General features: G+C 68.0%; 29 protein-coding genes. 8 read left to right on the top strand and 21 right to left on the bottom strand.

From position 1 onward, the window contains the following. Positions 1–77 precede the first annotated feature (77 nt). Genes KK141_RS19950 through KK141_RS19940 form a run of 3 tightly spaced genes read left to right on the top strand, consistent with a single transcriptional unit; the run spans position 78 to position 2,826 of the window. Entirely contained in the window at positions 78–1,274 is a 1,197-nt protein-coding gene (locus tag KK141_RS19950; RefSeq protein WP_214572830.1) for a beta-ketoacyl-[acyl-carrier-protein] synthase family protein, read from the top strand. Continuing rightward, complete coding sequence (locus KK141_RS19945) at positions 1,271–2,065, top strand: beta-ketoacyl synthase chain length factor (RefSeq protein ID WP_214572831.1); 795 nt, start codon at positions 1,271–1,273, stop codon at positions 2,063–2,065. The genes KK141_RS19950 and KK141_RS19945 overlap by 4 nt, the downstream gene beginning before the upstream one ends. Then, complete coding sequence (locus tag KK141_RS19940) at positions 2,062–2,826, top strand: glycosyltransferase family 2 protein (RefSeq protein ID WP_214572832.1); 765 nt, start codon at positions 2,062–2,064, stop codon at positions 2,824–2,826. The genes KK141_RS19945 and KK141_RS19940 overlap by 4 nt, the downstream gene beginning before the upstream one ends. A 1-nt stretch (position 2,827) precedes the next feature. Here the strand turns inward: KK141_RS19940 and KK141_RS19935 are convergent, their stop codons facing one another. The 6 genes from KK141_RS19935 to KK141_RS19910 all read right to left on the bottom strand — a co-directional run bounded on the left by KK141_RS19935 (position 2,828) and on the right by KK141_RS19910 (position 7,734). After that, positions 2,828–3,262, bottom strand: a complete 435-nt coding sequence (locus tag KK141_RS19935; protein WP_214572833.1) for a phosphotransferase — start codon at positions 3,260–3,262, stop codon at positions 2,828–2,830. Then, on the bottom strand, positions 3,246–5,561 hold the full coding sequence (locus KK141_RS19930; protein WP_250901896.1) for an MMPL family transporter: 2,316 nt from the start codon (positions 5,559–5,561) through the stop codon (positions 3,246–3,248). The genes KK141_RS19935 and KK141_RS19930 overlap by 17 nt, the downstream gene beginning before the upstream one ends. Beyond that, positions 5,558–6,220: a LolA-related protein gene (locus tag KK141_RS19925; protein WP_214572834.1), complete on the bottom strand. Its 663-nt coding sequence runs from the start codon at positions 6,218–6,220 to the stop codon at positions 5,558–5,560. Before KK141_RS19925 ends, KK141_RS19930 begins: the two co-directional genes overlap by 4 nt. Next, a complete protein-coding gene (locus tag KK141_RS19920) occupies positions 6,144–7,097 on the bottom strand; it encodes an acyltransferase (protein ID WP_214572835.1) in 954 nt (317 codons plus the stop codon). Before KK141_RS19920 ends, KK141_RS19925 begins: the two co-directional genes overlap by 77 nt. Further along, the gene (locus KK141_RS19915) at positions 7,094–7,393 is read right to left on the bottom strand and encodes a hydroxymyristoyl-ACP dehydratase (RefSeq protein ID WP_214572836.1); all 300 of its coding nucleotides are present in this window, start codon (positions 7,391–7,393) and stop codon (positions 7,094–7,096) included. Before KK141_RS19915 ends, KK141_RS19920 begins: the two co-directional genes overlap by 4 nt. Positions 7,394–7,461: 68 nt before the next feature. After that, positions 7,462–7,734 carry a phosphopantetheine-binding protein gene (locus KK141_RS19910; RefSeq protein WP_214572837.1) on the bottom strand — a complete coding sequence of 91 codons (273 nt, stop codon included), beginning with the start codon at positions 7,732–7,734 and terminating at the stop codon, positions 7,462–7,464. Positions 7,735–7,827: 93 nt separating this feature from the next. Between KK141_RS19910 and KK141_RS19905 the strand changes: the two genes are divergently transcribed. Continuing rightward, on the top strand, positions 7,828–8,832 hold the full coding sequence (locus KK141_RS19905) for a pteridine-dependent deoxygenase (protein WP_214572838.1): 1,005 nt from the start codon (positions 7,828–7,830) through the stop codon (positions 8,830–8,832). Here the strand turns inward: KK141_RS19905 and KK141_RS19900 are convergent, their stop codons facing one another. From KK141_RS19900 to queD, 14 genes are all read right to left on the bottom strand, one after another. Further along, a complete protein-coding gene (locus KK141_RS19900) occupies positions 8,833–9,612 on the bottom strand; it encodes a DUF4850 domain-containing protein (protein ID WP_214572839.1) in 780 nt (259 codons plus the stop codon). It abuts the gene before it with no gap. An 87-nt stretch (positions 9,613–9,699) separates the two neighbouring features. Beyond that, positions 9,700–11,067 (bottom strand): bifunctional UDP-N-acetylglucosamine diphosphorylase/glucosamine-1-phosphate N-acetyltransferase GlmU, encoded by a 1,368-nt coding sequence (gene glmU, locus KK141_RS19895; RefSeq protein WP_214572840.1) that lies wholly within the window; start codon positions 11,065–11,067, stop codon positions 9,700–9,702. 45 nt (positions 11,068–11,112) lie between these two features. Further along, positions 11,113–11,670 (bottom strand): hypothetical protein, encoded by a 558-nt coding sequence (locus tag KK141_RS19890; protein WP_345777619.1) that lies wholly within the window; start codon positions 11,668–11,670, stop codon positions 11,113–11,115. A gap of 101 nt (positions 11,671–11,771) precedes the next feature. Then, positions 11,772–12,197, bottom strand: coding sequence for a F0F1 ATP synthase subunit epsilon (locus tag KK141_RS19885; protein ID WP_026635371.1), 426 nt, complete (start codon positions 12,195–12,197; stop codon positions 11,772–11,774). Positions 12,198–12,278: 81 nt separating this feature from the next. Further along, positions 12,279–13,712 (bottom strand): F0F1 ATP synthase subunit beta, encoded by a 1,434-nt coding sequence (atpD, locus tag KK141_RS19880; RefSeq protein WP_026635370.1) that lies wholly within the window; start codon positions 13,710–13,712, stop codon positions 12,279–12,281. A 126-nt stretch (positions 13,713–13,838) separates the two neighbouring features. Then, positions 13,839–14,756: a F0F1 ATP synthase subunit gamma gene (gene atpG, locus KK141_RS19875; RefSeq protein WP_214572841.1), complete on the bottom strand. Its 918-nt coding sequence runs from the start codon at positions 14,754–14,756 to the stop codon at positions 13,839–13,841. A 69-nt stretch (positions 14,757–14,825) separates the two neighbouring features. Further along, complete coding sequence (gene atpA / locus KK141_RS19870) at positions 14,826–16,376, bottom strand: F0F1 ATP synthase subunit alpha (protein ID WP_214572842.1); 1,551 nt, start codon at positions 16,374–16,376, stop codon at positions 14,826–14,828. Between the two features lie 91 nt (positions 16,377–16,467). Then, positions 16,468–17,001, bottom strand: coding sequence for a F0F1 ATP synthase subunit delta (locus tag KK141_RS19865; protein WP_214572843.1), 534 nt, complete (start codon positions 16,999–17,001; stop codon positions 16,468–16,470). A 3-nt stretch (positions 17,002–17,004) separates the two neighbouring features. Beyond that, positions 17,005–17,475, bottom strand: a complete 471-nt coding sequence (locus KK141_RS19860; protein WP_167253298.1) for a F0F1 ATP synthase subunit B — start codon at positions 17,473–17,475, stop codon at positions 17,005–17,007. An 89-nt stretch (positions 17,476–17,564) separates the two neighbouring features. Continuing rightward, on the bottom strand, positions 17,565–17,852 hold the full coding sequence (atpE, locus tag KK141_RS19855) for a F0F1 ATP synthase subunit C (RefSeq protein ID WP_168648365.1): 288 nt from the start codon (positions 17,850–17,852) through the stop codon (positions 17,565–17,567). Positions 17,853–17,931: 79 nt separating this feature from the next. Next, positions 17,932–18,765, bottom strand: coding sequence for a F0F1 ATP synthase subunit A (atpB, locus tag KK141_RS19850; protein WP_214572844.1), 834 nt, complete (start codon positions 18,763–18,765; stop codon positions 17,932–17,934). A 3-nt stretch (positions 18,766–18,768) separates the two neighbouring features. Next, a complete protein-coding gene (locus KK141_RS19845; RefSeq protein WP_214572845.1) occupies positions 18,769–19,134 on the bottom strand; it encodes a hypothetical protein in 366 nt (121 codons plus the stop codon). Between the two features lie 263 nt (positions 19,135–19,397). Then, positions 19,398–19,799 carry a phasin family protein gene (locus KK141_RS19840; RefSeq protein ID WP_214572846.1) on the bottom strand — a complete coding sequence of 134 codons (402 nt, stop codon included), beginning with the start codon at positions 19,797–19,799 and terminating at the stop codon, positions 19,398–19,400. Positions 19,800–19,953: 154 nt separating this feature from the next. Next, positions 19,954–20,316: a 6-carboxytetrahydropterin synthase QueD gene (gene queD, locus KK141_RS19835; protein ID WP_214572847.1), complete on the bottom strand. Its 363-nt coding sequence runs from the start codon at positions 20,314–20,316 to the stop codon at positions 19,954–19,956. 116 nt (positions 20,317–20,432) lie between these two features. Here queD and KK141_RS19830 point away from each other — a divergent pair, with 116 nt between their 5' ends. Both KK141_RS19830 and KK141_RS19825 read left to right on the top strand, forming a co-directional pair. Then, positions 20,433–20,852 (top strand): hypothetical protein, encoded by a 420-nt coding sequence (locus KK141_RS19830; RefSeq protein WP_214572848.1) that lies wholly within the window; start codon positions 20,433–20,435, stop codon positions 20,850–20,852. 232 nt (positions 20,853–21,084) lie between these two features. Beyond that, on the top strand, positions 21,085–21,411 hold the full coding sequence (locus tag KK141_RS19825; protein WP_214572849.1) for a hypothetical protein: 327 nt from the start codon (positions 21,085–21,087) through the stop codon (positions 21,409–21,411). A 136-nt stretch (positions 21,412–21,547) separates the two neighbouring features. Here the strand turns inward: KK141_RS19825 and KK141_RS19820 are convergent, their stop codons facing one another. After that, positions 21,548–23,317 carry a LysM peptidoglycan-binding domain-containing protein gene (locus tag KK141_RS19820; RefSeq protein ID WP_214572850.1) on the bottom strand — a complete coding sequence of 590 codons (1,770 nt, stop codon included), beginning with the start codon at positions 23,315–23,317 and terminating at the stop codon, positions 21,548–21,550. Positions 23,318–23,534: 217 nt separating this feature from the next. Between KK141_RS19820 and KK141_RS19815 the strand changes: the two genes are divergently transcribed. Then, positions 23,535–24,515 carry a DUF2974 domain-containing protein gene (locus KK141_RS19815; protein ID WP_214572851.1) on the top strand — a complete coding sequence of 327 codons (981 nt, stop codon included), beginning with the start codon at positions 23,535–23,537 and terminating at the stop codon, positions 24,513–24,515. Positions 24,516–24,597: 82 nt separating this feature from the next. Further along, the gene (locus tag KK141_RS19810; RefSeq protein ID WP_214572852.1) at positions 24,598–25,353 is read left to right on the top strand and encodes an ankyrin repeat domain-containing protein; all 756 of its coding nucleotides are present in this window, start codon (positions 24,598–24,600) and stop codon (positions 25,351–25,353) included. Positions 25,354–25,369: the final 16 nt, after the last annotated feature.

The raw sequence follows: 25,369 nt of genomic DNA, 5'->3' as shown, positions 1-25,369 counted from the left end.
AAAAAAATAGGCGGAAATATGAACGCAAGAACCGGCCGCACTGGGCGCACCCAGCGGCCGCCCGCTAGGCTCCCGCGATGCCCCAACCCATTCATCCACTTGCTATCAGTGCATACACCGTGACGTCCGCACTGGGACACGGCGTTGCCGATCACCGCCGCGCGCTCGAAGCGGCGCGCGGCGGCCTGCGCCCGAACGATTTCGGCGACGCGCCGCTGGCCTGCTGGATCGGCCGCGTCGACGGCGTCGAGGACGCAGCCCTGCCCGCCGCCTTCGCCGCCTGGGAATGCCGCAATAACCGCCTGGCCTGGCTGGGCCTGCAGCAGGACGGCTTCCTGGCGCAGGCCGAAGCGGCCATCGCGCGCTACGGCGCCGCGCGCATCGCGCTGGTACTGGGCACGTCCACCGCCAGCATCGGCGCCACCGAGGAAGGCTACCGCCGCCTGGAAAACGGCCGCATGCCGGCCGATCTGGAGCGCTCCGGCGTACACATGCCGCATTCGCTCACCGCCTTCGTCGCCGAAGCGCTGGGCCTGCAGGGGCCGGCGCTGACGGTGTCCACGGCGTGTTCGTCCAGCGCCAAGGTGTTCGCCAGCGCCGAGCGGCTGATCCGCTTAGGTCTGGTCGATGCCGCCGTGGTCGGCGGCGTCGACACGCTGTGCGGCAGCGTGCTGTTCGGCTTCAACTCGCTGGAGCTGGTATCGCCGGAACGCTGCCGCCCGTTCGACCGCGCGCGCCGCGGCCTGTCGCTGGGCGAGGCCGCCGGCTTCGCCCTGCTCGAACGCGCCGAGGCCGCGCCCGCCGCGCCGCGCCTGCTCGGCTACGGCGAAGCGAGCGACGCCCACCATATGTCCACGCCGCATCCGGAAGGACTCGGCGCCGAACTGGCGCTGCGCGATGCACTGGCACGCGCCGGCCTGGACGCCGCGCAGGTCGACTACATCAACCTGCACGGCACCGCGAGCCTGAAGAACGACGAAGTCGAAGCCGCGCTGATCGGCCGCATCTTTCCGGCCAGCACGCGCGCCAGTTCCACCAAGGGCTATACCGGCCACACGCTGGGCGCGGCCGGCATCGTCGAGGCGGCGTTCGCGCTGCTTGCGCTCGAGCACGGCTTCGTCCCGGGCAACCTCGGCGGCGACGAGCCCGATCCGGCCTGCGGGCCACAGTTCGCCTGGCGCGGCGAACGACGCGACGTACGCATCGCCTTGAGCAATTCTTTCGGTTTCGGCGGCAACAATGCCTGCCTCGCGTTCGGCAAGGCGGCGGCATGAGCATGCGCGTTCACGTGGAAGGCATCGGCGTGTGGTCGCCGCAGCTGGCGGATTTCGCCGCGCTGCACGGGCAGCTGCAAGGCACGCCCGCGCCCGCTCCCGCCGGCAGGCCGCCGGCCGCCACGCTGCCGGCGAACGAACGCCGCCGCGCGCCGGAAAGCGTGCTGCTGGCGATCGAAGTAGCCGGCCAGGCGGTGGCGATGAGCGGCCGTGCGCCGGCGGAACTGGCCTGCGTGTTCGGCTCCGCCTTCGGCGACCTGAGCATCACCGACTACATGTGCGAAACGCTGGCGCATGCGCCGACCGAGCTGTCGCCTACGCGCTTCCACAACTCGGTGCACAACGCCGCCGCCGGCTACTGGACCATCGCCACCGGCTGCCACGCGCCGTCTTCGGCGGTGTGCGCCTGGCACGACAGCATCGGCGCCGGCTTGCTGGAAGCGGCCGCCATGGCGCTGGCCGACCAGCGTCCGGTGCTGTTCGTGTGCAGCGACGTCGCCGGCGCCGGTCCGCTGGCGCCGATCACCCGCAGTACCCAGGCCTTCGGCTGCGCCTTCGTGCTCGCACCGGAAGCCTCGCCGCGCACGCTAGCCACGCTGTCGCTGCAGCTGGCGCCGCGCGTGGCAACGCATACGGACGACGGCCCACTGCCCGCCGCCTGGAGCGAGGCCAATGCCACGGCCGCCGCGGCGCTGCCGCTGCTTGTCGTTTTGGCGGGTCGAGATCGTCATTGTCAGATGGCCGCAGCGGGAGGGCTCGGCCTGGAAATCCTCATGGAGAACGTCGCTTGAATGTCCCGGCCAACCCGTGGTGTGTACTTATCCCCTGCCTCAACGAAGAGGCGGCCATCGAATCCGTGGTCGGCGCGGCGATCGCGCTGGGCGCGCCGGTCATCGTGGTCGATGACGGCTCCGACGACCGCACGCCGGACATCGTCGCGCGCCTGCCGGTGACTCTGCTGCGCCACGAACAGCGCCGCGGCAAGGGCGAGGCGCTGCGCACCGGTTTCCGCGAAGCGCTGCGCCAGGGCTTCGACGCGGTGGTGACCATGGACGGCGACGGCCAGCACCTGGCCAGCGACGTGCCGCGCATCGTCGCGGCCGCGCAGCGCTATCCGCACCACATCGTGATCGGCGCCCGCCTGCTCGACAAAGCGCAGCAGCCCAGGCCGCGCCGCATCGCCAATGCGATTGCCGACTGGGGCATTTCCTGGGCCTGCGCGCAGCCGGTGGCCGACACGCAGAGCGGCCAGCGCTGGTATCCGCGCGCCGCGCTGGACCTGGTGGAACTGCCGGCGGAGAACTTCGTGTTCGAGGCGGCCATCCTGATCGCCGCCTCGCGCGAGAAGGGCTTAGGCATGGCTTCGGTGCCAATCGCCTCGCGCTACCAGGGCGAGTTCCGCATGAGCCACTTCAATCCGGTGCGCGACGTGGTGCGCATCACCACCTATACGGTGGGCCGGGTGCTGCATTACGGCGAAGTGTGGTCCAGCTACCGGCGTTCGCGCGCGAGCCGGCCGATCGTGTTCGATACGGCGGCGCCGGCGCGCTGAGTCAGCCGGCGACGTAGATCACCGCGGCGCGTCCGCTGGCCAGGACGCGCTCGGCCTGCTCCACGCGGAACGCGTATTGCGCGCCGGCTTCGTCGGCGAACAGCTGTTCCGCGTGGATGTCGAGCCGGCCGCCTTGCGCGTCGACGTATTCCACCGCCAGCACCACGTCGCGCAGGCTGACCAGCCGCCCCTGCCGCACCGCGGTGTCGCCGCGCGCCCTGGCGCTCAAGGCCCCATGCACCGCCATCGCCTGCGCGCCGTACTCGGACAAGTGCAGCGCGTGCAGGCCGTGCATGGAACGCAGCGGATGCGCCGCGGACGCATGGCCTTCGCTCATGGCATGGATGGTGGTGGCGTCCCACGCCTGCACCGCATCGAGCAGGCACATTTCGCCCGTATGCGGAATCAGCTGGGCCCAGTCAGTCCGGTCGAGCATGCGGCGCCATCAGGGTCGAAAGGCAGAAATGGAAGGCCACGCCCAGGCTCACCGTAAGGCCGATGGCGCGCAGCACCGGGATGCTGCTCCAGGCGAACATGCCGAACACCAGCAGCGCGGAAGCCACGCACACCAGGGTGGCGTGCAGGGTGCGGCGCTGTTCGGCGACGTCGTCCGTATCGCGTTCGAAGAACAGTGCGTAGTGCAGGCCCAGGCCGGCGGCCAAGGTCAGCGCCACCAGGTGGAACAGCGAGATCTCCACGCCGGCCGCACGCTCCACCGCCAGCACCAGGAAGGTGGCCAGCGTCATCGGCGCCAGCACGCGCCAGGCACGGCGCCAGCCGCGCAGCGCGAACGATACGGTCAACACCAGCAGCACGGCGGCGATGGCCAGCGCGTGCAGGATGCGCACGCGGTAATCGGCCACCAGCGATTCGGCGGCGGCTTTCAGGTCGAGCACGCGCACCTTGCCGCCGCTGTCCTTGGCCAGTGCTTCGAGCGCGGCCACATCATGCACGCCGCTGAGCGTCGCCAGCCCTAGCCACTGCCCTTCGCGCTGCGCGAGCATCGCAGCGAAGCGCTGGCCGAGCGCGCTTTGCGCGAAGACTTCCGGCGTCAGCGGCGGCAGAGTCTTCGCTTTCTCGACGTCGGCCACGAAGGGTTCGAACAGATCCTTGCGGAACGGCATGCCTTGCGTCGCTTCCGCGAGTGCGGCACGCAGGCTGGCGGCATCGGGCAACTGGCGCTGGCGCTGCTGCTGCGTGGCGATGCTGGGCAGATAGCGCGAAGGCAGTTCGATCGCATCGGCGGCGTGCTTCGCCACCAGCGCATCGACCTTCGGCTCCAGCTGCTCCGACAGGCGCAGCACACCCTGCGCATCGGACGCCTGCAGTACCAGCAGATAGCGCACGTCCGGTGCGCCCAGGGCTTCGCGCAGGCGCGCATCCCGCTGCAGCAGGTCCTGCGGCAGCGGCGTCAGCGCGGCGAGGTTGTTCTGCCAGAACGGCCCGGGCGCGAACGCCAGCGCGGCCACGATGGCGACGGCCACCGCCGCCGGCAGCCAGCGCGGACGCGGCAGCCGGTCGAAGAAACGACGCGCGTGCGCCAGCCACGGCATCTGCGCCACGTCGCGCACCTGCGCCGGCAGCAGGCGCGGCAGCAGATAGCGCGTGCACAGGCCGGCCACCAGCAGGCCGGTGATGGTGAACACGGCCAGCTGCTGCAGGCCGTTCACGCCCGAGGCGTAGAAAGCGAGATAAGCGATGCACGCCGAAGCGATGGCCGTCAGCAGCAGCGGCCACAGGCCGCGCACGCTGGCCACGGCGTCCTCGCCCGCGCGGCGGTGGCTCAGCACGCGGATGGGATATTCCTGCGCCACGCCCAGCAAGGTGAAGCCGAAGGCCAGCGTGATGCCGTGCACCTGCGGAAACGCCAGCACCAGCGCCGCGATGCCGCCGAGCGCCGCGCTGGCGATCGGCAAGGCCGACAGCAGCAGCGAGCCGATGCTGCGATACGCCAGCAGCAGCAACAGGATGAAACCGGCGGTGGACACATTGCCGATCCACTCCGCCTCGTGCCGCGTGTGCTCGCCCACCACCACGCTGAAATAACCGGGGCCGCTGATGGTCAGGCGCGCACTGCCCGCACCGGGCAGACGATGGAACGCCTGCTCGATCCCGCTCACCGCTTCGCCCTGCGCCGCAGGATCGAAACCGGCGGCACGTGTCTGCACCACCAGCAGCGCCTCGCGCTGCGGCGAGAACCACACGCCTTCGCGCGTCTCCGGCGTGCGCGCGGGCGTCCAGCGTTCGGCCAGCTTCAGCACTTCCAGCGTGGGATCGCGCGGCAGCAGGCCTTTCAGCAGCGAGGCGGCGGGCGAGGAGAGATCGTCCACGCGCTGATCGAGCTGGTCGGCGAGGAAGCTTTCGTCGTAGCGCTGTTGATCCAGCGTCGGCGAAAGCAGATAGCGATACGGCAGCAGCTGTTCGTCCAGCGCGGTGAGATCGAAGCTGCCATTGAGCACCTGCGTGTAGCGCGGGTCAGGGCGCAGCGCACCCGCAAGACCCTGGCTCAACGCAGCCAGCGCCGCATCGTCGCCGCCATCGATCGCCAGCAGCAACAGGCGCGAACCGGGACCGTCGCCGACCTGCTCCATCAGCAGGCGCTGGTCGGCATTGACCGGCGCGGGCATGAAGTCGCGCAGATCGCCGCTCACCTTCAGCCGCTGCGACACCAGCAGGCCCAGCCCGGCCAGCGCCAGCAGCCACACGGCAAGCAGCAGGCCATGCTTCACGCTCAGCCGCCCTTGCACAGCGCCGCGAGGGCTTCGCGCGTCGGCGCCGCCGGCATGCGCGCGGCCAGGTCGCCGAGCAGGTCCACGGCGAGGTCGCCGTCGGCTTCCTGCATGCGCATGCAGCGCGGCTCGCCGCCGCGGCCGTCGATCTCGATGCTGGCGATGACCTTGACCACGCGCGCGTCGCGCGGCACCAGGGTCAAGGTCCAGCCGCCGGCATGGCTTTCCTGGCGCACGTCGAAGGCCTGGTTGAGCCGGCCGGCATCGCCGCCGAGCAGCGCCACGAAACTGTCCAGCAGCACCTGCAGCTGCGGCGCGCGGTGCAGCGAGAAGCTGCGCGGCTTGCGGCCTTCGCGCTGCTGCGTCACTTCGCCGTCGGCAATGGTGGCGGTTTCCTTGGCCGGCTTCTCCACGCGGCGCTCCAGGCGGTCGCCGCCGAGCCAGCCCAGTTCGCCGGAGACCACCAGCGGCTGCTCCAGCACTTTCATGAAGCGAGCTTCGGCGAACGGCGTGCGCGACGGCGCGGGACGCGCCAGCGAAGCGATCAGCGCCTGTGCGTCGGCCGAACTCGACCCGGCCGCGCGCGCCTCAGGCTCCTGGGCGTTCGCCCAGCACGACAGGCTCAGGGCGAACAGGAGCGCTAGTGTCTTGCTGCCAGAAATCATAGAAGTTGAACCAGTTGTAGGGGGCGGCGTGGATGTAATGCTCGACGCGCTGCGCATAACGGGCGATGACCGCGTCCAGCGCCTGCGCACGGCCCGGGCGCGGAATGTCCACGCGGTCGGCGAAGGCTTCGAAGACCAGGCGATAACGGTTGCCGCCCAGGTACAGGCCGAAACACAGCACCACCGGCACGCGCAGCGTATGCGCCAGCAGCCAGGGGCTGATCGGGAACGGCGCGGGGCTGCCCAGCAGCTCGGCGCGGCGCAGCACTTCGTGTTCGCGGCCACGGTCGGCCAGCATCGCCACCAGCGCGCCCTGGCCGCAGGCTTCGGCCATCTGCATGGCGACCGAGGTGCCGTCCTGCGAAGCGTCGATGACCTTGTCGCCGATCTCCGGCGCCAGGGCTTCGAGCAGCTCGGTGAGCGCGGGCGTCTTCTGCTTGTCCAGCAGCACGCGCAGGTTCACCTCGGGACGGCGCGCGCTGATCGCACGCAGCGCCTCGAAGCTGCCCTGGTGCGAGCCGAACAGCAGTACGCCCTGCCCTTGGCGCAGCGGTGCGTCCAGTGCCTCCAGGCCTTCCACTTCGATGGCGAAGCCGCGCTCGCCGCGCGCCAGCAGGAAGACGCGGTCCAGCATGGTGGAGGCGAAGCAGTGGATGTGTTTCAACACATGCCATGCCGTGACGCGATGCGGCAGCACGCGCGCCAGGAAGGCCTGCGAGGCCTCGCGCTCCAGCTTGCGGCGCCAGTAGAAATACAGCGTGATCGGATACAGGAACAGCCGCGCGAAACCGCGCCCGCCATGCAGGGCGATGCTGCGGATCAGCCACAGCGCGAAACGGCCACCGCCTTCGGGCCGGCTTTGCCAATGCTCGGTCATGCCGCTTCGCCTTCGATCGCGCCGCGCGCCAGCAGCAGCTCGCCGCGGCGCAGTTCGAAGCGCACGCGCGCGCCGCTTTCGCTCAGCAGCAGTTCGGCCTCTTCACCGGGCAGCAGCGGCGCCATGAATTTCGCTTCGGCGATGCGCGCCAGCCGCTGCCCACGCCATGCGCGCAGTGCATCCGCCACGGCTTGCAGCAGCACCACGCCGGGCACCAGCGGCTGGCCGGGGAAATGGCCCGGCAGCGACGGATGCGTGGGATCGATGCGCACACAGGTGCGATAGGTCGGGCTCATGCAGCCACCGGCATGTGCATGCGGGAACGTGGGGACGATGCCTGGCGTACGGGCATCGCCGGCATGGCTCAGGCGGCCGCGCGGTGCTTTTCGATGTGCTCGGCGAGCGAGCGCAGGCTGGCGAAGATGGCGCGGTTGTCCGGATTGTCCGAACGCAGCTGGAAGCCGTACTGCTTGGACACCGCCAGCGCGATCTCCAGCGCATCGATGGAATCCAGGCCCAGTTCGCCGCCGAACAGCGCGGTATCGGGGTCGATCTGCTCGGGCTGGAGGTCTTCCAGGTTGAGGCTCTCGACGATCAGGATCGCCAGTTCACGTTGTGCCGCCGTCTGCTCTGCCATGCTCGTTCCGTACTGCTCTGGACATGCCCTCCCCCCCGGCTGGCATGGAGCGGCAGTGTAACATGGCGGCCTTGTCGTCCCTGGTTACGGTGCATGGTTCCCGGTTCAGAAAACCTCCAGCCAGCCGCCCCGGAAAGGCGCGCCCCCCGCATCTCCTACCGCCACGAGGCCCTGGCCGCGGTGCTGGCCGAAACCGGCACGCTGGCTGCGCTGGGCTTCGGCGCCGGTGCGCCGCTGCACGACGATCCGCGCTACCTGCCCGTGCCGCTCGAAGGCATGGAAGCGCCGACGCCGCTGGAGGTCTGGCAGGTCGACGGCGACGTCGAACACGGCCGAGAAGGCGCGCTGCGCTGGTCCGCCGGCGCGGGCTGGCTGTTCGCCGCGGTGGACCTGGACGAACACGCGCATGGCGGCCCGCGCGCTACCGCCGAACTGGCCTACCGCCTGCTGCGCGAATTCCTCGCGCGCCGGCCGGAACAACAGGTGCAGCGCATCTGGAATTACCTCGGCGCGATCAACCAGGGCGAAGGCGACGCCGAGCGCTACAAGTTGTTCTGCGAAGGCCGCGCGGCCGGCATGGGCGAGTTCTTCCGCGAAGGCTTTCCCGCCGCCACCGCGATTGGCCATCATGGAGCCGGCCATCACGCCGGCGAGCATCTGCAGGTCTATCTGCTGGCCTGCGACCAGCCTGGCCAGCGCGTGGAGAATCCGCGCCAGGTCAGCGCCTGGCGCTACCCGCGCCAGTATGGCCGCACGCCGCCGAGCTTCGCCCGAGCCATGTCGCTGCCGGGCCAGGACGTACTGGCGATTTCCGGCACCGCCGCAGTGGTCGGCCACAGCTCCGCGCACGAGGACGACCTCGACGCGCAGATGGCCGAGACGCTGGCCAACCTGGAAACACTGCTTGCGCATGCCGGCATGCCGGCCGGCTTCGACACGCATTCGCCGCTGAAGGCCTACGTGCGCCACGCGGCGGATGCGCCGCGCGTACTCGGCTTCCTCGCCGCGCGCCTGCCCGGCGTGCCGGTGCTGCTGCTGCACGGCGACGTGTGCCGCCGCGAACTGCTGGTGGAGATCGACGGCTGGCGCTACGCCTGATCAGGGTTTGCCGCAGCCGCCGTGCGCGTCCTTGAACGAGGCGAGCAGGACATCCGCCACCGCGGCTGACGACGCGGGTACGGCGATCGCCAGTTCGCGAAAGAACGGATCGCCGGTCTGGTCCAGCACCATCAGCGCACGCACGGGCGGCGACTTCGGCAGGCGGTAGGCGAGGCGCGCGGTGCAGCGATCCAGCCGCTGCAGTTCGTCCGGCTTGGGCTCGAGCACCGGTTCCGGCGTCGAGGTTTCCATCAGCGTATCGAGCTGCTTGTGCGCGCCGGGAAACACGCCCTGCGCCGCTTCGTAGATGCAGCCCAGGCAGGCGGGAAACAGTTCCCAGCTCATCCATCCCGCCTCGGCGCCTTCCGGCGCGACGAAGCTGAAAACGGTATTGCCGTCGACGCCCACCGCCGTGCGCTGCGGTTTCCAGCCGCGCGGCACGGCGAGCCAGCCGGTGGCGTTGGCATAGAACCAGTCGAGCTTGTCGCGCAGTTCCGGCGGAACGGCGATGGCGAGTACAGGCAGTTCGCTGTCCTGCACCGTTTCCCAATCGCCTTCGCCGTCTTTGACTTCGATGCGCGTGGCGCGGATGGCGTCGAGCGCGTGGCCGGCGGCATCGCGAGGATGCGCCGGGGCCAGGCGATAGTCCTTGCCGGCGACGGAGAGGTAGTGCGACGGCGGACCGGTCAGCGCGCGATGCGGCGCATCGCCGGCAACGGCGATGCCCGAGCCGGCAGCGAGCAACAGCAGTACGGCGCCGAGGCGCACAGGGAAGTTCATGCAAGACGCTCCTTGTCTTCGAATGGATGAATGTCCGACCGGTCTCGTCACCTCAGCGAAAGCCGGGGTGACGGAGTCGATCGACGTTTATTTTTTCTCGGGGCGCTTCCACCCATGCAAGGTGGCCTGGCGTCCACGCGCCACGGTCAATTGCCCTGCCGGCGCATCGTGGGTGATCACCGAGCCCGCGCCGATCGTCGCGTTCTCGCCCACCCGCACCGGCGCCACCAGCGCGCTGTTGGAGCCGATAAACGCGCCATCGTCGATGCGGGTGACGCTTTTGTTCACGCCGTCGTAGTTGCAGGTGATGGTGCCGGCGCCGATATTGACCTTCGCGCCGATCACGGTGTCGCCCAGATAGCTCAGGTGATTGGCCTTGCTGCCCTCGCCCAGCTTCGCCTTCTTGGTCTCGACGAAATTGCCCACGTGCACGCCGGCCGCCAGCTCGGTGCCGGGGCGCAGGCGCGCGAACGGGCCGATGGTGCAGGGGCCGTGGGTGACCACGCCTTCCAGGTCGCAGTGCGGCTGCACCACGGTGCCGGCGGCGAGCTGTACGTCCTTGAGGCGGCAGAACGCGCCGATGCGCACGTCTTCGCCCAGCTGCACGTCGCCCTCCAGGATCACGTCGATGTCGATGTCGACGTCGCGCTCCACCGTGACGCGGCCGCGGATATCGATGCGCGCCGGATCGGCGATGCGCACGCCTTCCAGCGCCAGCGCCTTGGCCGCGCGCTGGCGGTAGACCGCTTCGAGTTCGGTCAGCTGCCAGGGATTGTTGGCGCCGGCCGCTTCCATCTCGTCGTCGCATTCCACGCAGAAGGCCGGACGGTTTTCCGCCGCGGCCATCGCGAAGATATCGGTGAGGTAGTACTCGCCCTGCGCGTTGTTGCGGTCGAGTTTCGCGGTCCAGCGCTTCAGCGCGGCGGCGTGCGCGGCGACGATGCCGGTGTTGATGCGGTCGATCGCGCGCTGCTCGTCGCTGGCGTCTTTTTCTTCCACGATGGCGCGCACGAAGCCGTTGCCGTCCAGCAGCACGCGGCCGTAGCCCTTCGGGTCGGCCACGCGGGTGGCGAGCACGCTGAGCGCTTCGCCGGTATCGATCAGGCGCTGCAGGGTGGACGGCTGGGTCAGCGGCACGTCGCCGTACAGCACCAGCACCGCGGCATCATCGGGCACGTCGCGCAGGGCCTGGGCCACGGCGTGGCCGGTGCCCAGGCGCTCGGCCTGCAGCACCCAGCGCAGGTCCGGCTGGCCTTCGAATGCGGCGAGCACTTGGTCGCCGCCGTGCCCGTAGACCACGTGGATCTGCTGCGCCGACAGCGCGCGCGCCGCGGCCAGCACGTGCGCCAGCAGCGGGCGGCCGGCGAGCGGCATCAGCACCTTGGCCTTCTTGGACTTCATGCGCTTGCCTTCGCCGGCGGCGAGGACAATGACGTGCAGGGGCATGTTCTTCATGTCGGTCCCTTAGAGCCTGGGTCAGCGAAGCAGGATAGCAGCCGCTCATTTCGCTCCATGACCGGGGGCTGACGCAGCGTCGCCGGTCGTGACGCGTGCCGCACCTCCGTAGCATTCGAAATGAAAATCGTAGGCGAGGCTGAACGGACGCGCCTGGCTGTCGACGACGTGGCTTTCGCCGTTGGCGTCGGCGGCCCAGCGTTCGACTTTCAAGGGCAGGAAAGACCATTGGGTCGCGGCCGCTTTCACTGCGGCGATATAGAGGCGGCGGTCTGCGCTGGCGCTGGCGCTGGCTTCGTCGTCGATGCGCACCTCGTCGACCTTGCCCGTGGCGCTGACGATGAACAGTGCGCGTACTTCTTCGGGCGGCGGGCAGCTTGCCAGCAGCGAGGCCGGATAGACGGGTGTGACGCGATGCGCGGGCGCGGCGCCGCTGGACACTTCGCCCAGCGCCAGCGCGTAGCGCGCGGTGCCTTCGGGCACCACGGCGTGCCAGGTGGCATCGCCCTGCGGCCGCGTGGCCGATGTTTGCGGCGACACCTGGCTGCAGGCGGCAAGGCACACCGCCAGACCCGATGACACGATACGGAAACGCTTCGCCACGCGCGGCTCCCTCGGATGCACCGGCGCAACATGCCCAAACGAAAACGCCGGCACAAGGCCGGCGTTCCGCCTATTCCATACGCCGTAACCGGCGCGGGGAATCAGTGCTTGAGGTTCTTGCGCAGGCGCTCCAGCGCCTGCAGCTGGGTCAGCGCCTGGGCCAGCTTGGCCTGCGCCTCGGCGATGTCCTCGGCGTCAGTGCGGTTGGCCAGGGCGTCCTCGGCCTCCTGCTTGGCGCGCTGCGCGGCCGCTTCGTCCAGGTCGGCGGCGCGCGCGGCCGTATCGGCCAGCACGGTCACCACCTGCGGCTGCACTTCGAGAATGCCGCCGGAGACCCAGAACTGCTGGCGTTCGCCATTGGCCAGCACCACGTCGACGTGGCCGGGCTTGAGGCGGGTGATCAGCGGCGCGTGGCGGGGCGCGATGCCCAGCTCGCCCATTTCGCCGGTGGCGATCACCATCGTCGCCTCGCCGTGGAAGATCTCGGCCTCGGCGCTGACGATGTCGACTCGAAGGGTATGGCTCATGTCTGTCTCGCTCTGCTCGACGGGAGTGGGGATGGGGGATCAGGGAGCGGGATGGTTACCGCTCCCAGGCTCGCCCTGTCCTCAGGCCGCCTTCTTCGCGGCCATGTCCTCGGCCTTCTTGATGGCCTCGTCGATGCCGCCGACCATGTAGAACGCCTGCTCCGGGATGTGGTCGACTTCGCCGTCGACGATCATCTTGAAGCCGCGGATGGTTTCCTTCAGCGTCACGTACTTGCCCGGAGCGCCGGTGAACACTTCGGCCACGTGGAACGGCTGCGAGAAGAAGCGCTCGCACTTGCGGGCGCGGTACACCAGCTGCTTGTCTTCTTCCGACAGCTCGTCCATGCCCAGGATCGCGATGATGTCCTTCAGTTCCTTGTAGCGCTGCAGCGTGCCCTGCACGCGGCGGGCCACGTCGTAGTGCTCGGCGCCGACCACGTTCGGGTCGAGCTGGCGGCTGGTCGAGTCCAGCGGATCCACCGCCGGGTAGATGCCCAGCGAGGCGATCTGGCGGCTCAGCGTCACGGTGGAATCGAGGTGCGCGAAGGTGGTGGCCGGCGACGGGTCGGTCAGGTCGTCCGCGGGCACGTACACGGCCTGGATCGAGGTGATCGAACCGGTCTTGGTCGAGGTGATGCGCTCCTGCAGCACGCCCATTTCCTCGGCCAGCGTCGGCTGGTAGCCCACCGCGGACGGCATGCGGCCCAGCAGCGCGGACACTTCGGTACCGGCCAGCGTGTAGCGGTAGATGTTGTCGACGAAGAACAGCACGTCGCGGCCCTTGCCGTGCTCGTCCTTCTGGTCGCGGAAGTACTCGGCCATGGTCAGGCCGGTCAGCGCCACGCGCAGACGGTTGCCCGGCGGCTCGTTCATCTGGCCGTACACCATCGCCACCTTGGACTCGGGCAGGTTGTCGATCTTGACGACGCCCGCGTCCTGCATCTCGTGATAGAAGTCGTTGCCTTCGCGGGTACGCTCGCCCACGCCGGCGAACACCGACAGGCCCGAGTGCTGGGTCGCGATGTTGTTGATCAGCTCCAGCATGTTCACCGTCTTGCCCACGCCGGCGCCGCCGAACAGGCCGACCTTGCCGCCCTTGGCGAACGGGCACACCAGGTCGATCACCTTGATGCCGGTTTCCAGCAGCTCGTTGGCCAGCGCCTGGTCGTCGTACGACGGCGCTTCGCGGTGGATGACCCACTGGTCTTCGGCTTCGATCGGGCCGACTTCGTCGATCGGGTTGCCGAGCACGTCCATGATTCGGCCCAGGGTGGCCTTGCCGACCGGCACCTTGATGCCTTCGCCGGTGTTGCGCACGGCCAGGCCGCGCTTCAGGCCGTCCGGCGAACCCAGGGCGATGGTGCGCACCACGCCGTCGCCGAGCACCTGCTGGACTTCCAGCGTGATGTCGGTGCCGTCGATCTTCAGCGCGTCGTAAACCTGCGGCACCTGATCGCGTGCGAACTCGACGTCGATGACCGCGCCGATGATCTGTACAACTTTACCCTGGCTCATGGAAATGCTCCGGATGGATCTTTGAATGTCTGGTTTAACCGCGCCCGTTCTGGTCGCGTGGTTTTAGTGAAGAGTGCGGCCATGGATGGCCGCCCGTTTGATCTTCGCGATCATGGATGATCGCACTCACACAGCCGCTGCGCCGCCGACGATTTCCGAGATCTCTTGAGTGATCGCAGCCTGACGGGCCTTGTTGTAGACCAGCGTCAGCTCGCCGATGACCTTGCTCGCGTTGTCCGAAGCCGCCTTCATGGCGACCATGCGCGCGGCATGCTCGCTGGCCAGGTTCTCCAGCACGCCCTGGTAGACCACCGACTCGATGTAGCGGCCCAGCACGTATTCCAGCACCGTGGCGGCGTCCGGCTCGTAGATGTAGTCCCAGTCGTGCGACTGTTCGAGCTTGATGCCGGCATAGGCCGACTCGCCGGCCGACTGGTGCGCTTCCAGCTCCGCGGCCACCAGGGGCAGCGGCAGCAGCGCGTCCAGGGTCGGCTTCTGCGTCATGGTGTTGACGAAGTCGTTGTAGGCCAGGAACACGCGATCCAGCTTGCCGGCCGTATAAGCATCCAGCACCACCTTGATCACGCCCACCAGCTGCTCGAGCTTGGGCTTCTCGCCCAGATGGGTGACGCTGCCGACCAGGTTCACGCCCTTGATGCGGCGGAAGAACTGCGTGGCCTTCTGGCCCACGGCCACCACGTCCACCTGCACGCCCTTCTCCTGCCACTCGCGGATGGCGGGCAGCAGGCGGCGGAACAGATTGGAGTTCAGGCCGCCGCACAGGCCGCGGTCGGTCGACACCACCACGTAGCCGACGCGCGCGACCTTTTCGCGCTGCACCAGGAACGGATGGCTGAAGTCGGTGCTGGCCTGGGCCACGTGCGCGATCACCTTGCGCATCTGGCGCGCATAGGGGCGCGAGGCCTTCATCAGATCCTGCGCCTTGCGGATCTTCGACGCCGAGACCATTTCGAGCGCGCGCGTCACCTTGCGCATGTTCTGCGTGCTCTTGATCTTGGATTTGATTTCGCGTCCGCCTGCCATCTCTTTCTCGCTCGCTGTGGTCGCTCAAGTTCGGGAAACGGGAACGGCGGCGCCGTTCCCGCGTCCGGCTTACCAGCTACCGGTCTTCTTGTACTCGTCCAGGCCGGACTTGAAGGTGGCTTCGATGTCGTTGTTCCAGTCGCCGGTGGCGACGAGCTTCTTCATCAGCTCGGCGTGGTTCTGGTGGAAGAACGCATGCAGGCCCTTCTCGAACGGCAGCACCTTGTCGACCGCCAGGTCGTCCAGGTAGCCCTTCTCGACGGCGTACACCGACAGCGCGAGCTCGGCGATCGACAGCGGCGCGTACTGCTTCTGCTTCATCAGCTCGGTGACGCGCTGGCCGCGGTCCAGCTGGGCGCGGGTGGCCGGGTCCAGGTCCGAGGCGAACTGCGCGAACGCAGCCAGCTCGCGGAACTGCGCCAGGGCCAGCTTCACGCCGCCGGACAGCTTCTTGACGATCTTGGTCTGGGCCGAACCGCCCACGCGCGACACCGAGATACCGGCGTTCACGGCCGGGCGGATGCCGGCGTTGAACAGGTCGGTCTCAAGGAAGATCTGGCCGTCGGTGATCGAGATCACGTTGGTCGGCACGAAGGCGGACACGTCGCCGGCCTGGGTCTCGATGATCGGCAGCGCGGTCAGCGAGCCGGTCTTGCCCTTCACTTCGCCGTTGGTGAACTTCTCGACGTACTCCTCGGACACGCGCGCGGCGCGCTCGAGCAGACGGGAGTGGAGATAGAACACGTCGCCCGGATAGGCTTCGCGGCCCGGCGGGCGCTTCAGCAGCAGCGAGATCTGGCGGTAGGCCACGGCCTGCTTGGACAGATCGTCATAGATGATCAGCGCGTCTTCGCCGCGGTCGCGGAAGTACTCGCCCATGGCGCAACCGGCGTACGGCGCGATGTACTGCAGCGCGGCCGACTCGGAGGCCGAAGCCACCACCACGATGGTGTTGGCCAGCGCGCCGTTCTCTTCGAGCTTGCGCACCACGTTGGCGATCGACGAGCGCTTCTGGCCGATGGCGACGTAGATGCACTTAATGCCGGAATCTTTCTGGTTGATGATCGCGTCGATGGCCAGCGCGGTCTTGCCGGTCTGGCGGTCGCCGATGATCAGCTCGCGCTGGCCGCGGCCGATCGGGATCATGGAGTCCACCGACTTGTAGCCGGTCTGCACCGGCTGGTCGACCGACTTACGCCAGATCACGCCCGGCGCGACCTTCTCGATCGGCGAGCTGAGCTTGGCGTTGAGCGGGCCCTTGCCGTCGATCGGCGCGCCCAGCGAGTCGACCACGCGGCCGAGCAGTTCCGGGCCGACCGGCACTTCGAGGATGCGGCCGGTGGTCTTGGCGGTGTCGCCTTCGCGCAGGTGCTGGTATTCGCCCAGCACCACCGCGCCGACCGAGTCGCGCTCGAGGTTCAGCGCCAGGGCGAAGGCATTGCCCGGCAGCTCGATCATTTCGCCCTGCATCACGTCGGCCAGGCCGTGGATGCGCACGATGCCGTCGGACACGCTGATGATCGTGCCCTCGTTGCGGGCTTCCGCGCCGAGCTTGAACTGCTCGATGCGGGTCTTGATCAGCTCGCTGATCTCGGACGGGTTCAAGGTGGTGCTGGACATGGTGGTTATCCTGGGATTTTTTTGAATTCGCTAGTCGAGATCCGGTCCGTTCCGCGCAGGCGCGGGACGGCCGGGCTGGCTCTGCGCGTACTCAGGCCGTCAGCGCGCCGGAAAGGCGCGCCAGGCGGCCGCGTACGGAGCCGTCGATCACTTCGCTGCCGGTATCGATCACCACGCCGCCGAGCAGCGAGGCGTCGATCTGGGTTTCCAGCTCGATGTCGCGCTTGAAGCGGCGCTTGAGCGAGGCTTTCAGCTGCTCGGCCTGCGCGGCGTCCAGAGCCATCGCGCTGGTCACCTTGACCAGCAGCTGCGACTCGGCCTCGCGCTTGTACTGCTCGAACAGGTCGGCGACTTCCGGCAGCAGCGCCATGCGGCGATGCTCGGCCAGTTCGGCCAGGAAGCTGGCGAACGGCGCCTGCGCGTCCATGCCCTGCGGCAGGTGCAGCGCGACGAGCTGCTCGGGCAGCACGCGCGGGTCGTTGCCGAGCGCGGCGACGCGGGCGTCCTTCGCCACCGCGGCGGCGAAGGCCAGCGCCTGCGACCATGCGGGCAGCGCGCCGGACGCGCGCGCCAGCTCGAAAGCGGCGCGGGCATACGGGCGGGCGAGAGTGATTGCCTGGGCCATGGCTCAGATCTCGGCGACGAGCTGGTCGAGCAGGGCCTTGTGGGCCGAGGCGTCGACTTCGCGCTGCACGATCTTCTCCGCACCCTGCACGGCAAGACGGCCGACCCAGCCGCGCAGTTCCTCACGGGCGCGCTGCTGCATGCTGGCGATCTCTTCGCCGGCCTGGGCCTTCAGGCGCGCCGTCTCGGCGACAGCGTCCTCGCGGGCCTTGTCGACGATCTGGTTGGCCTGCTGCTGGGCGCGCTCGATGATCTCGGCGGCCTGCTGGCGGGCCTGCTTGATCTCCGTGGCGACCTTGGCGTCGGCGTCCTTCAGCTCGGCGCGCGCCTTCTCGGCGGCGGCCAGGCCTTCGGCGACCTTCTTCTGACGCTCTTCGATCGCGGCATTGAGCTGCGGCCAGATGAACTTGGTGGTGAACCAGACCAGGATGGCGAACGACACCATCTGGCCCAGGAAAGTCAGATTGATATTCATGAGCTTTCCGAAAACTCCGGTAACGCGTGGGACCGCAATCCGCTGCGGCCACAGGGCCGCAGCGGCATATCGCGCCGGCTACTAAGCGATTAGTGGCCGAAGTTGCTGATGACCTGGGCGGTCAGCGGGTTCGAGAACGCGAACAGCAGCGCCACGGCCAGGCCGATGATGAACGCCGCGTCGATCAGGCCGGCCAGCAGGAACATGCGGCCCTGCAGCAGCGGCACCAGCTCCGGCTGGCGGGCGGCGGACTCGAGGAACTTCGAACCCATGATGGCGATGCCAAGGCAAGCGCCCAGCGCGCCCAGGCCGATGATGATGCCGACGGCGATCGCGGTCAGGCCCTGCACATGGGAAATGAGTTCGGCGAGGTTCATGGTGTTCTCCTGTGAATCTTTCTAAAGGTGTGGTTAGAGCGAAACGGAATTGAAAAGCGAAACCGGATGGAACCTGGTGTCAGTGATGCTCACGCGCCGTCGCGATGTAGACGATCGTCAGCATCATGAAAATGAACGCCTGCAGCAGGATGATCAGGATGTGGAAGATCCCCCAGGCAGTGTTGAACAGCACGCCCGGCAGGAAGCTGATCCAGCCCGCGAACAGGCCCGCGATCAGCATGAACACCAGCTCGCCGCCGTACATGTTGCCGAAGAGTCGCATCGCGAGCGACACCGGCTTAGACAGGTATTCGATGATGTTGAGCGCCAGGTTGAACGGCACCAGGATCGCGACCACCACCGGGTTGTGCGCGTGGAACGGCGCGGTGACCAGTTCCTTGCCGAAGCCCAGCGTGCCCTTGGCCTTCATGCCATGGCCCAGCACGATGAAGAACACCGCCAGGGCCAGGCCCACGGTGGTGTTGATGTCGGCGGTCGGCACCCAGCGGAAGAAGGTGTGATGCGCGGTCTCGGCGCCGGCGGCGGCCTTGACGGCGAAGCCCGGCGCGTCCAGCGGCAGCAGGTCCATCGCGTTGAGGAAGGTCACCCACATGAAGATCGACAGCGCCAGCGGGGTCACCGTGCGGCGGTCGCCGTGGAAGGTGTCCTTCACCTGGGTGTCGACGAATTCGACGATCAGCTCGACGAAGGCCTGGCCCTTGGACGGCACGCCCGAGGTGGCCTTGCGCGCCTTCAGCCAGAACCACAGGCAGAACAGCGCGCCGAGCAGGAAGGCCACCACGATCGAGTCGAGATGGAGCTTCATGAAAGCACCGTCACCCAGGCTCACCACGTTGTGGTGCAGGTGATGCTGGATGTATTCGGTTAAACCGCCCTGAGGCTCGCTTGCCATGTCTCAGCCCTTGAATCGGAACGCCAGCAGATTTATTGCGTACGCAGCCACCAGCCCCGTGATAGCGGCCAGTGGCGGCAGTTTGTATTGACCCAGGATCACGATCAGCCCTCCAGCGATCGCGATCCATTTCAGAACCATGCCTGAAACCATCCGGCCCATGGTCATGCCGCCCCCGCCCAGTCCTGCGAAGGTACGCGACGCCAGCAGCGCGGTACCCAGCGCCACCAGTGCGGCGCCCGCAGCGGCCGCGATCGCATCGCGGTACCCCTGCGTCAGGAAAGCGAGGCCCACGATCGCCGCCGTGGCGAGCTGCAGCATCACGATGCGCAGCGCGAGACGACGTCCGGAGGCAAGACTGTTGAGCACGTGAGGTCCCCGCGCGGCTTCGCACTAGGCGGCACCGATCCAGCTGCGGGCCACGGTCCAATCTTAAAAAGTATATCAGCGGGGCATTTAGACGGACAAGCCGCGTTCCTGCGTTATGCCGCACTTTCGTGCCCGATCGCCTACTTTGCCGACCGCCACGTGTGCAAAGCGTCCATGGCGCGGGCAAGAAAAAGGCCGGACTGGAAGAACCAGTCCGGCCTTGGGGGACGTCGCCGAGGGAGGGAGCGACGTTTTGAAGCGGATTACTTCGCGGCGGCGGCGGCAGCGGCCTTCTTCACCGCGGCGACCGGGGCCGACACGGCGTCGTTGGCGGCCTGCTGCTGTTCCTGCACCAGGGCGGTCAGCGACTCGGCGGTCTTCTGCGTGACGGCGATGATTTCCTGGGTCACGGCGACGGCGCGCTCGGCGTTCTCGCGGCTCAGCGCGCTGCCCTTTTCCCACAGGGTGCGCAGGCCTTCGATGTCGCGGGTTTCCAGCGCATCGGCGATGTACTCGGAGGTCACCTGGGACTGCTTCTCGAGCGCCTGGATCTGCAGCTCGGCAATCTTCTCCAGAGCCTTGAAAGCCACCGACTGGGCCTTGAAGGCGTTGTCGGTCAGCTGCTTGGCGTAGGCGAACACCTGGGCATTCAGTTGCTGGGTCATGGCTTTGCTCCCTCGACGGGAATGGGGTTAGTGGGACAAAGCCTAACAAGGGATTTTGTGCAGCGCAATATATTTTTTGTGAAGACGCGCGATGTCACACAAAATTATTGTAAGAACAATCCACTATGACAAATCCATGAAATGCCGCGTCGCGTCAAAAGCTGTCACGGCTGCAACTGGCGCCCGAGGTGCAGGTCTCGTGCACCACCACCTTGTCCAGCCCCGGCAGGCGCGGCTCCAGGTGGCGGAAGATCCAGCGCGCGAGGTTCTCGCTGGTGGGGTTTTCCAGGCCTTCGATGTCGTTGAGGTAGTGGTGGTCCAGCTGCTCGTACAGCGGCGCGAAGGCGGCCTTGACGTCGGCGAAGTCCATCACCCAGCCCAGCTGCGGATCCGGCTCGCCCTCGACATGGATTTCCACGCGGAAGGAATGCCCGTGCAGGCGCGCGCACTTGTGGCCCGGCGGCACGTTGGGCAGGCGGTGGGCGGCTTCGAGATGAAAGAGCTTGAAGATATGCATCGCGACATTCTAGCGCCCACCCCGGCATGGCGCCTTGCGCGCACTGGGGAACACCCCAGGTCCGGCGCCCGCCGCGCCGGCGCGATACTCGCCCGGCCAAGGCCCGAGCCCTCCTCATGCGCCTCCTCGCCACCTTGCTGCTGAGCCTGACCGCCATGACCGCCACCGCCTCTTCCATCAGCACGCCCGAAGCCGGCAGCCCCGAACGCAAAGCCATCCTCGACGCGGCCCGCGCGCCGCTGGAACAGCGCCTGCATCAATCTGTGCAGTTCGCGGTCGACCGGCTCCGCGTAACCGGCGACTGGGCTTTCCTGCATGCGCACATGCAAGGCGCGGGCGGCAAGCCCGTGGACTTCACCGGCACCGAGTTCGCCGAAGCGGCCAGCCACGGCGCGATGTCGCGCGTCTATGCCGCGCTGCTCGAACGCAAGGCCGGCCACTGGACGATCAGGACGGAAGCGATCGGCCCGACCGACCCGGCATGGACCACCTGGGCACGGAATTACGGCGCACCCGCGGCGCTGTTCGGCGACTGAGCAAGGCTTGAAAGCAGCATCGGTGCTGGCCCCGCCATCGGGCACGCATTCGATCACCGCAAGCTCACCGACAGCCACGCCCAAGCCTGCGCGGAAGATTCACAACATCCCCGATATAAGCCGCAGCGGCTCGACATGGCGCCAGGAAAGACCGCCACGCCAAGCGACACGCAGGGCTGGCGCGAGACGCCTTTAGAAGCCTGAGCAACACACACACTAACCAGGAGGGTTTATGCGTCGTGTGACATTTCTTACCAAAGCTGCCTGTATCGGTTTGATCCTGCTCGGCTACGGCTCGGTGGCCGACGCCGCACTCGTGACCACCACGCGCTCGGCCAGCAGCAGCGTTACCGCCGGCGACCTGACGATCTCGTGCCAGGCCGATGAAGTCGTCAGCGGCGGTGGCTACAAGTTCATCGCCGACACCGCCAACGTGCTCTACAACGCGCCCATCGGCGGCACCCAGCAAGGCTGGACGATCCGCTACACCGGCACGCCCACGCAAAGCACGCTTTCGTTCCTCGCCGTGGTCTGGGCGGTGTGCATGAAGCAGCAGTAAGTCGTTCCCGGACGACATCGCTTGGAAAAGGCCCCCGTGACGGGGGCCTTTTCTTTTTGCGCCGGCCATCGAGCACCCTGAAAGACGAAGGGCGACCCACAGGCCGCCCTTCGCCCTCCCCCGCCTGGCCGCAGGCTCAAGGGGGCGTGAGGTACCACGCGCCGCCGTAGGGGTGGCCGTAGCCCACCTGCTGCGTGCCATTGCTGTTGGTGTTGTTCGAACCGATCAACTGGATATTGCCGCCGTTGTTGCTCGCCACCAGTTCGACGTGGCCGCCGTTGTTGAGGATGCACACGTCGCCCGGCTTCGCATGCGCCGCATCGACCACCTTCCAGCCGCGGTCCTTCAATATCCGCCCGATCGAACCCGGCGCACCCGGGCCGGTGCGGCTGGACCCCGACACCAGGTCGGTGTGCCGGTCGAGCACGCCCGCCTTCTGCAGCACCGCGGAGACGAAATTCGCGCAGCACTCGTCCGGCGACACGCCGGGATTCATCGGCAAGGCGCCGCTGCGTTCCAGCTCCGACGCATTGCGCCCGAGAAACTGCTTGGCGATGTCCACCACCTTGCTGCCGCTCGCACCGCTGCCGCCATGCACGCCACCGGTGTCCTGCGTACCGCCGGTGCTTTGCGTGCCGCCCGCACCGGGGATATGCACCACCTGCCCCGGATAGATGCGATTGGGATTAGCGATCTGCGGATTCGCACGCTCCAGCGCCGCCAGCGACACGCCGTTGCGCGACGCGATGCTCGACATGCTGTCACCCGAACGCACCGTGTAGTCGTGGCTCGCCGGCGCGCTGCCCGCACTGCTGCCGCCGGGCAGATGGATCACCTGCCCCGGATAGATGCGGTTCGGATTGGAGATCTGCGGATTCGCCGCGAGCAGCGCGGAAAGCGACACGCCATGGCGCGCGGCGATACCCGACATGGTGTCGCCCGACTTCACCGTGTAACTGCCGCCCGACGCCGCACTGCCGCCGCCACCCGGCAGATGAATCACCTGCCCGGGATAGATGTGGTTGAAATCGCGGATCTGCGGATTGGCCGCTTCCAGCGCTTTCAGCGATACACCCTGGCGCGCGGCGATGGCCGACAGCGTATCGCCCGACTGCACCGTGTAGTCGTGCGAACCGCCCGGCGGCGCAGGAGGCGATGGCGGTGCCGGCGGATTGCCGCCATTCGGCGCATCGCTGCCGAACAGCGCCGCCTCTTTCGCGCGCCGGTTCACCAGGCCCTGCAAGACATGGCCACCGGCATGCACGTACTCGCCGAACATCGCCTGCGCGCCCTTGTAGTCGCCGGCATTGAGCTTGGCCAGCAGCCCGGGATAACCGTTCGCACCGAGGTTGTAGGTAAGGCTGACCAGCGCATCGAACTGGTTCTGCGTGATCGGCACATGCACGTTGCGCCGCACCGCATCCTGCGCCCAGGCCAGGTCTTCCTTGAGGTACTGCTCGGCCTGCGCGCGGGTGATGGTCTGCCCCGGCTGCACGCCCTTGGTGTGGCCGTAGCCGATGGTCCACGGCGCACCGCCGGTGCCGGGATCGGGATACGCCGTCGCGCTGTAGCCCTCGAAACCCTCGATCATCTGCACGCCGTTCTGGCTGATGCTGAAACCCGAGGCCGGCCCCGCCTTGCCTGCCGCCGCTTGCGCGCCACCGGTGGGCGCGGCAGGCGTGGCGCCGCCATCGCTCGCATGGGCGGGGAGATGGATCACGTCGCCGGGATAGATGCGATCGGGGTTGGCGATCTGCGGATTGGCCGCCTCCAGCGCCGCCAGCGACACGCCGAAACGTTGCGCGATCGCCGACAGCGAATCGCCATGCTGCACGGAATACGTGTTCGACGACTCGTCGCTCGCGGCGAAGGCTGGCGAGGAACGCACGGCGCTGACTGCGGTCATGGAAGGCCTCTCTGCTCGGATGCATGCGGCCCACCTGGCCGGCCGCCGAATTGCAGCATCGTGACAACGAGCTCTCCCATTGGGACTTTCCCCAGCTAGGTGCAACCCTAGATGGACGTCCAAACCACCTAGGGAGAACCCCAGCTAGGGAGCGCCCTAATGATCGGCGCTCAAGCCGCAGGGCTATCGTCCGGGCGTCACCAAGAGAGGTGGAGCGATGTACCTGGAACTGCAGTCCCAACGCAGCAGCGCGGCGCTGCCGGTAGATCGCTACAACGCTTCGGCGCAGGCCGCAGCCACCAGCGCCGCGCATCCCGATGCGCACGTCTCGCAGCCGCAGCTCGCCTTCAATCCGCAGCTGGCGAAACTCACCGGCTCGATGTTCGGCGCATCCGGCGCCGGCGCGCCGGACTTCGACGCGCAAGTGCGCGGCACCGACCCGAAAGCGATCGATATGCAGCTGGCGCGTATCTCGCAGGACGTCTACGACCCGCACAGCTCTGGCGTCGACGGCTGGACGCGCCTCACCGCCGACCAGCTGACCCAGGCCGGCATCGACCCCGCCTCGCTGGAAGACCCCAGCACCGGTTTCCGCGCCGCCATCTACCAGGACAAGAACGGCGACCACGTGCTGGCCTTCGCCGGCTCCAACGACATCAAGGACTGGCTCAACAACGCCGAGCAGGGCTTAGGTGTATCGGCCGCGCAGTACAACCAGGCCGTGGCCCTGGCCACCGAAGCCAAGGCGGCGTTCGGCGACAACCTGGCCATCACCGGCCACTCGCTGGGCGGCGGCCTCGCCTCGATCGCCTCGCTGGCGACGGATTCGGCCGGCGTCACCTTCAACGCCGCGGGCCTCAACGACGAGACGATCCACCGGCTGATTCCCGACGGCGATCCCGCGGCGCTGAAGCAGCAGGCCGAAAACGGCTTGATCCGGCGCTACGCGGTGGACGGCGAGATCCTTACCACCGTGCAGGAGCACTCGCCCCTGCCCGACGCCGTCGGCCACAAGATCGCGCTGCACGATCCCGATCCGGTCGCCAAACCGGACATCCACTGGTACGACTGGCTCGACGGCAAGGCGGAAGTGCTGGAAGCGAAGTACGCCGTCGACGTGGCCAAGCATTCGGTGGATCTGCACGACGACGATGCCGTGCTCGCCGCGCTGCAGAAAGACCATCCCTGGCAGCCCTGAGCCGCCCCACCATGAAACCGTGACGCCGCCTCTGCTGTACTCGGGCGGCTTTCGGCGCTGGGCCGACATGGGAGAACCCGGCATGATGCACATCCTTCGCCCCAGGCGTGCTGCCTGGTGTCTGCTGGCAGGCCTTGCGCTCGCCGGCGCCATCGCGGAAACCCAGGCCATGAGCGACACGGATGCAAGCAAGGTGTTCACGGATACGCGCGTGCTGGCGCTGGTCGATGCCGCCGCGCAAGGCGACGAAGCGCGCGTGCGCGCCTTGAGCCAGCAAGGCGCCGACCTCAACGCGCAGGGCGAGCGCGGCGTGACGCCGCTGGAATGGGCGCTGCTGCACAAGGACCGCCGCGCCATGGAAACCCTGCTGCGCGCCGGCGCCGATCCGGCGCGCCCCGGCGTGGGCGGCGCCACGGTGCTGCACCTGGCGGCGATGGCGAACGACTCCAGCTATCTGCGCCTGCTGCTCGACCATGGCGCCGACCCGAACGCGCCGCACGGCGTGACCCAGGCGCCGCCGCTGGATGCCGCGCTGATGAACCCCGGCGAAGATGCCTTCGACCTGCTGCTCGCCCATCACGCCGATCCCAACCGCGCCGACCGCCTGGGCAATACGCCGCTGCACGTTGCGGCGAAGGTGCATCGCACGCATTGCGTGCTGCGCCTGCTGGAAGCCGGGGCGGATGCGACGCGGCGCAATCAGCAGGGGGCGACGTTCCAGACGTACTTCAACATTCTTCCTGCGGGTGGCTTGAACGCCACCGCGCGCGCGCAGCACGAGCAGGTGCATCAATGGCTTCGACAGCATGGAGTAGCGGTGGAACAGGGGGTGCAATGACGCGGCGGCCATTGCA

Source organism: Dyella sp. LX-66, from assembly GCF_018599165.1.
GTDB lineage: Bacteria > Pseudomonadota > Gammaproteobacteria > Xanthomonadales > Rhodanobacteraceae > Dyella_D > Dyella_D marensis.
This window is presented reverse-complemented; position numbering and strand designations above follow the sequence as displayed.

Coding starts and splice junctions, on each gene's coding strand:
- KK141_RS19920 (WP_214572835.1), bottom strand. CDS start 7,097: ATGACCGAGCATTGGCAAAGCCGGCCCGAAGGCGGTGGCCGTTTCGCG.
- KK141_RS19925 (WP_214572834.1), bottom strand. CDS start 6,220: ATGATTTCTGGCAGCAAGACACTAGCGCTCCTGTTCGCCCTGAGCCTG.
- atpG (WP_214572841.1), bottom strand. CDS start 14,756: ATGGCAGGCGGACGCGAAATCAAATCCAAGATCAAGAGCACGCAGAAC.
- KK141_RS19950 (WP_214572830.1), top strand. CDS start 78: ATGCCCCAACCCATTCATCCACTTGCTATCAGTGCATACACCGTGACG.
- KK141_RS19815 (WP_214572851.1), top strand. CDS start 23,535: ATGTACCTGGAACTGCAGTCCCAACGCAGCAGCGCGGCGCTGCCGGTA.
- KK141_RS19910 (WP_214572837.1), bottom strand. CDS start 7,734: ATGGCAGAGCAGACGGCGGCACAACGTGAACTGGCGATCCTGATCGTC.
- KK141_RS19860 (WP_167253298.1), bottom strand. CDS start 17,475: ATGAATATCAATCTGACTTTCCTGGGCCAGATGGTGTCGTTCGCCATC.
- KK141_RS19865 (WP_214572843.1), bottom strand. CDS start 17,001: ATGGCCCAGGCAATCACTCTCGCCCGCCCGTATGCCCGCGCCGCTTTC.
- KK141_RS19915 (WP_214572836.1), bottom strand. CDS start 7,393: ATGAGCCCGACCTATCGCACCTGTGTGCGCATCGATCCCACGCATCCG.
- atpA (WP_214572842.1), bottom strand. CDS start 16,376: ATGTCCAGCACCACCTTGAACCCGTCCGAGATCAGCGAGCTGATCAAG.
- KK141_RS19900 (WP_214572839.1), bottom strand. CDS start 9,612: ATGAACTTCCCTGTGCGCCTCGGCGCCGTACTGCTGTTGCTCGCTGCC.
- KK141_RS19825 (WP_214572849.1), top strand. CDS start 21,085: ATGCGTCGTGTGACATTTCTTACCAAAGCTGCCTGTATCGGTTTGATC.
- KK141_RS19885 (WP_026635371.1), bottom strand. CDS start 12,197: ATGAGCCATACCCTTCGAGTCGACATCGTCAGCGCCGAGGCCGAGATC.
- atpD (WP_026635370.1), bottom strand. CDS start 13,712: ATGAGCCAGGGTAAAGTTGTACAGATCATCGGCGCGGTCATCGACGTC.
- atpB (WP_214572844.1), bottom strand. CDS start 18,765: ATGGCAAGCGAGCCTCAGGGCGGTTTAACCGAATACATCCAGCATCAC.
- KK141_RS19935 (WP_214572833.1), bottom strand. CDS start 3,262: ATGCTCGACCGGACTGACTGGGCCCAGCTGATTCCGCATACGGGCGAA.
- queD (WP_214572847.1), bottom strand. CDS start 20,316: ATGCATATCTTCAAGCTCTTTCATCTCGAAGCCGCCCACCGCCTGCCC.
- KK141_RS19905 (WP_214572838.1), top strand. CDS start 7,828: ATGGTTCCCGGTTCAGAAAACCTCCAGCCAGCCGCCCCGGAAAGGCGC.
- KK141_RS19830 (WP_214572848.1), top strand. CDS start 20,433: ATGCGCCTCCTCGCCACCTTGCTGCTGAGCCTGACCGCCATGACCGCC.
- KK141_RS19840 (WP_214572846.1), bottom strand. CDS start 19,799: ATGACCCAGCAACTGAATGCCCAGGTGTTCGCCTACGCCAAGCAGCTG.
- glmU (WP_214572840.1), bottom strand. CDS start 11,067: ATGAAGAACATGCCCCTGCACGTCATTGTCCTCGCCGCCGGCGAAGGC.
- KK141_RS19810 (WP_214572852.1), top strand. CDS start 24,598: ATGATGCACATCCTTCGCCCCAGGCGTGCTGCCTGGTGTCTGCTGGCA.
- KK141_RS19820 (WP_214572850.1), bottom strand. CDS start 23,317: ATGACCGCAGTCAGCGCCGTGCGTTCCTCGCCAGCCTTCGCCGCGAGC.
- KK141_RS19945 (WP_214572831.1), top strand. CDS start 1,271: ATGAGCATGCGCGTTCACGTGGAAGGCATCGGCGTGTGGTCGCCGCAG.
- atpE (WP_168648365.1), bottom strand. CDS start 17,852: ATGAACCTCGCCGAACTCATTTCCCATGTGCAGGGCCTGACCGCGATC.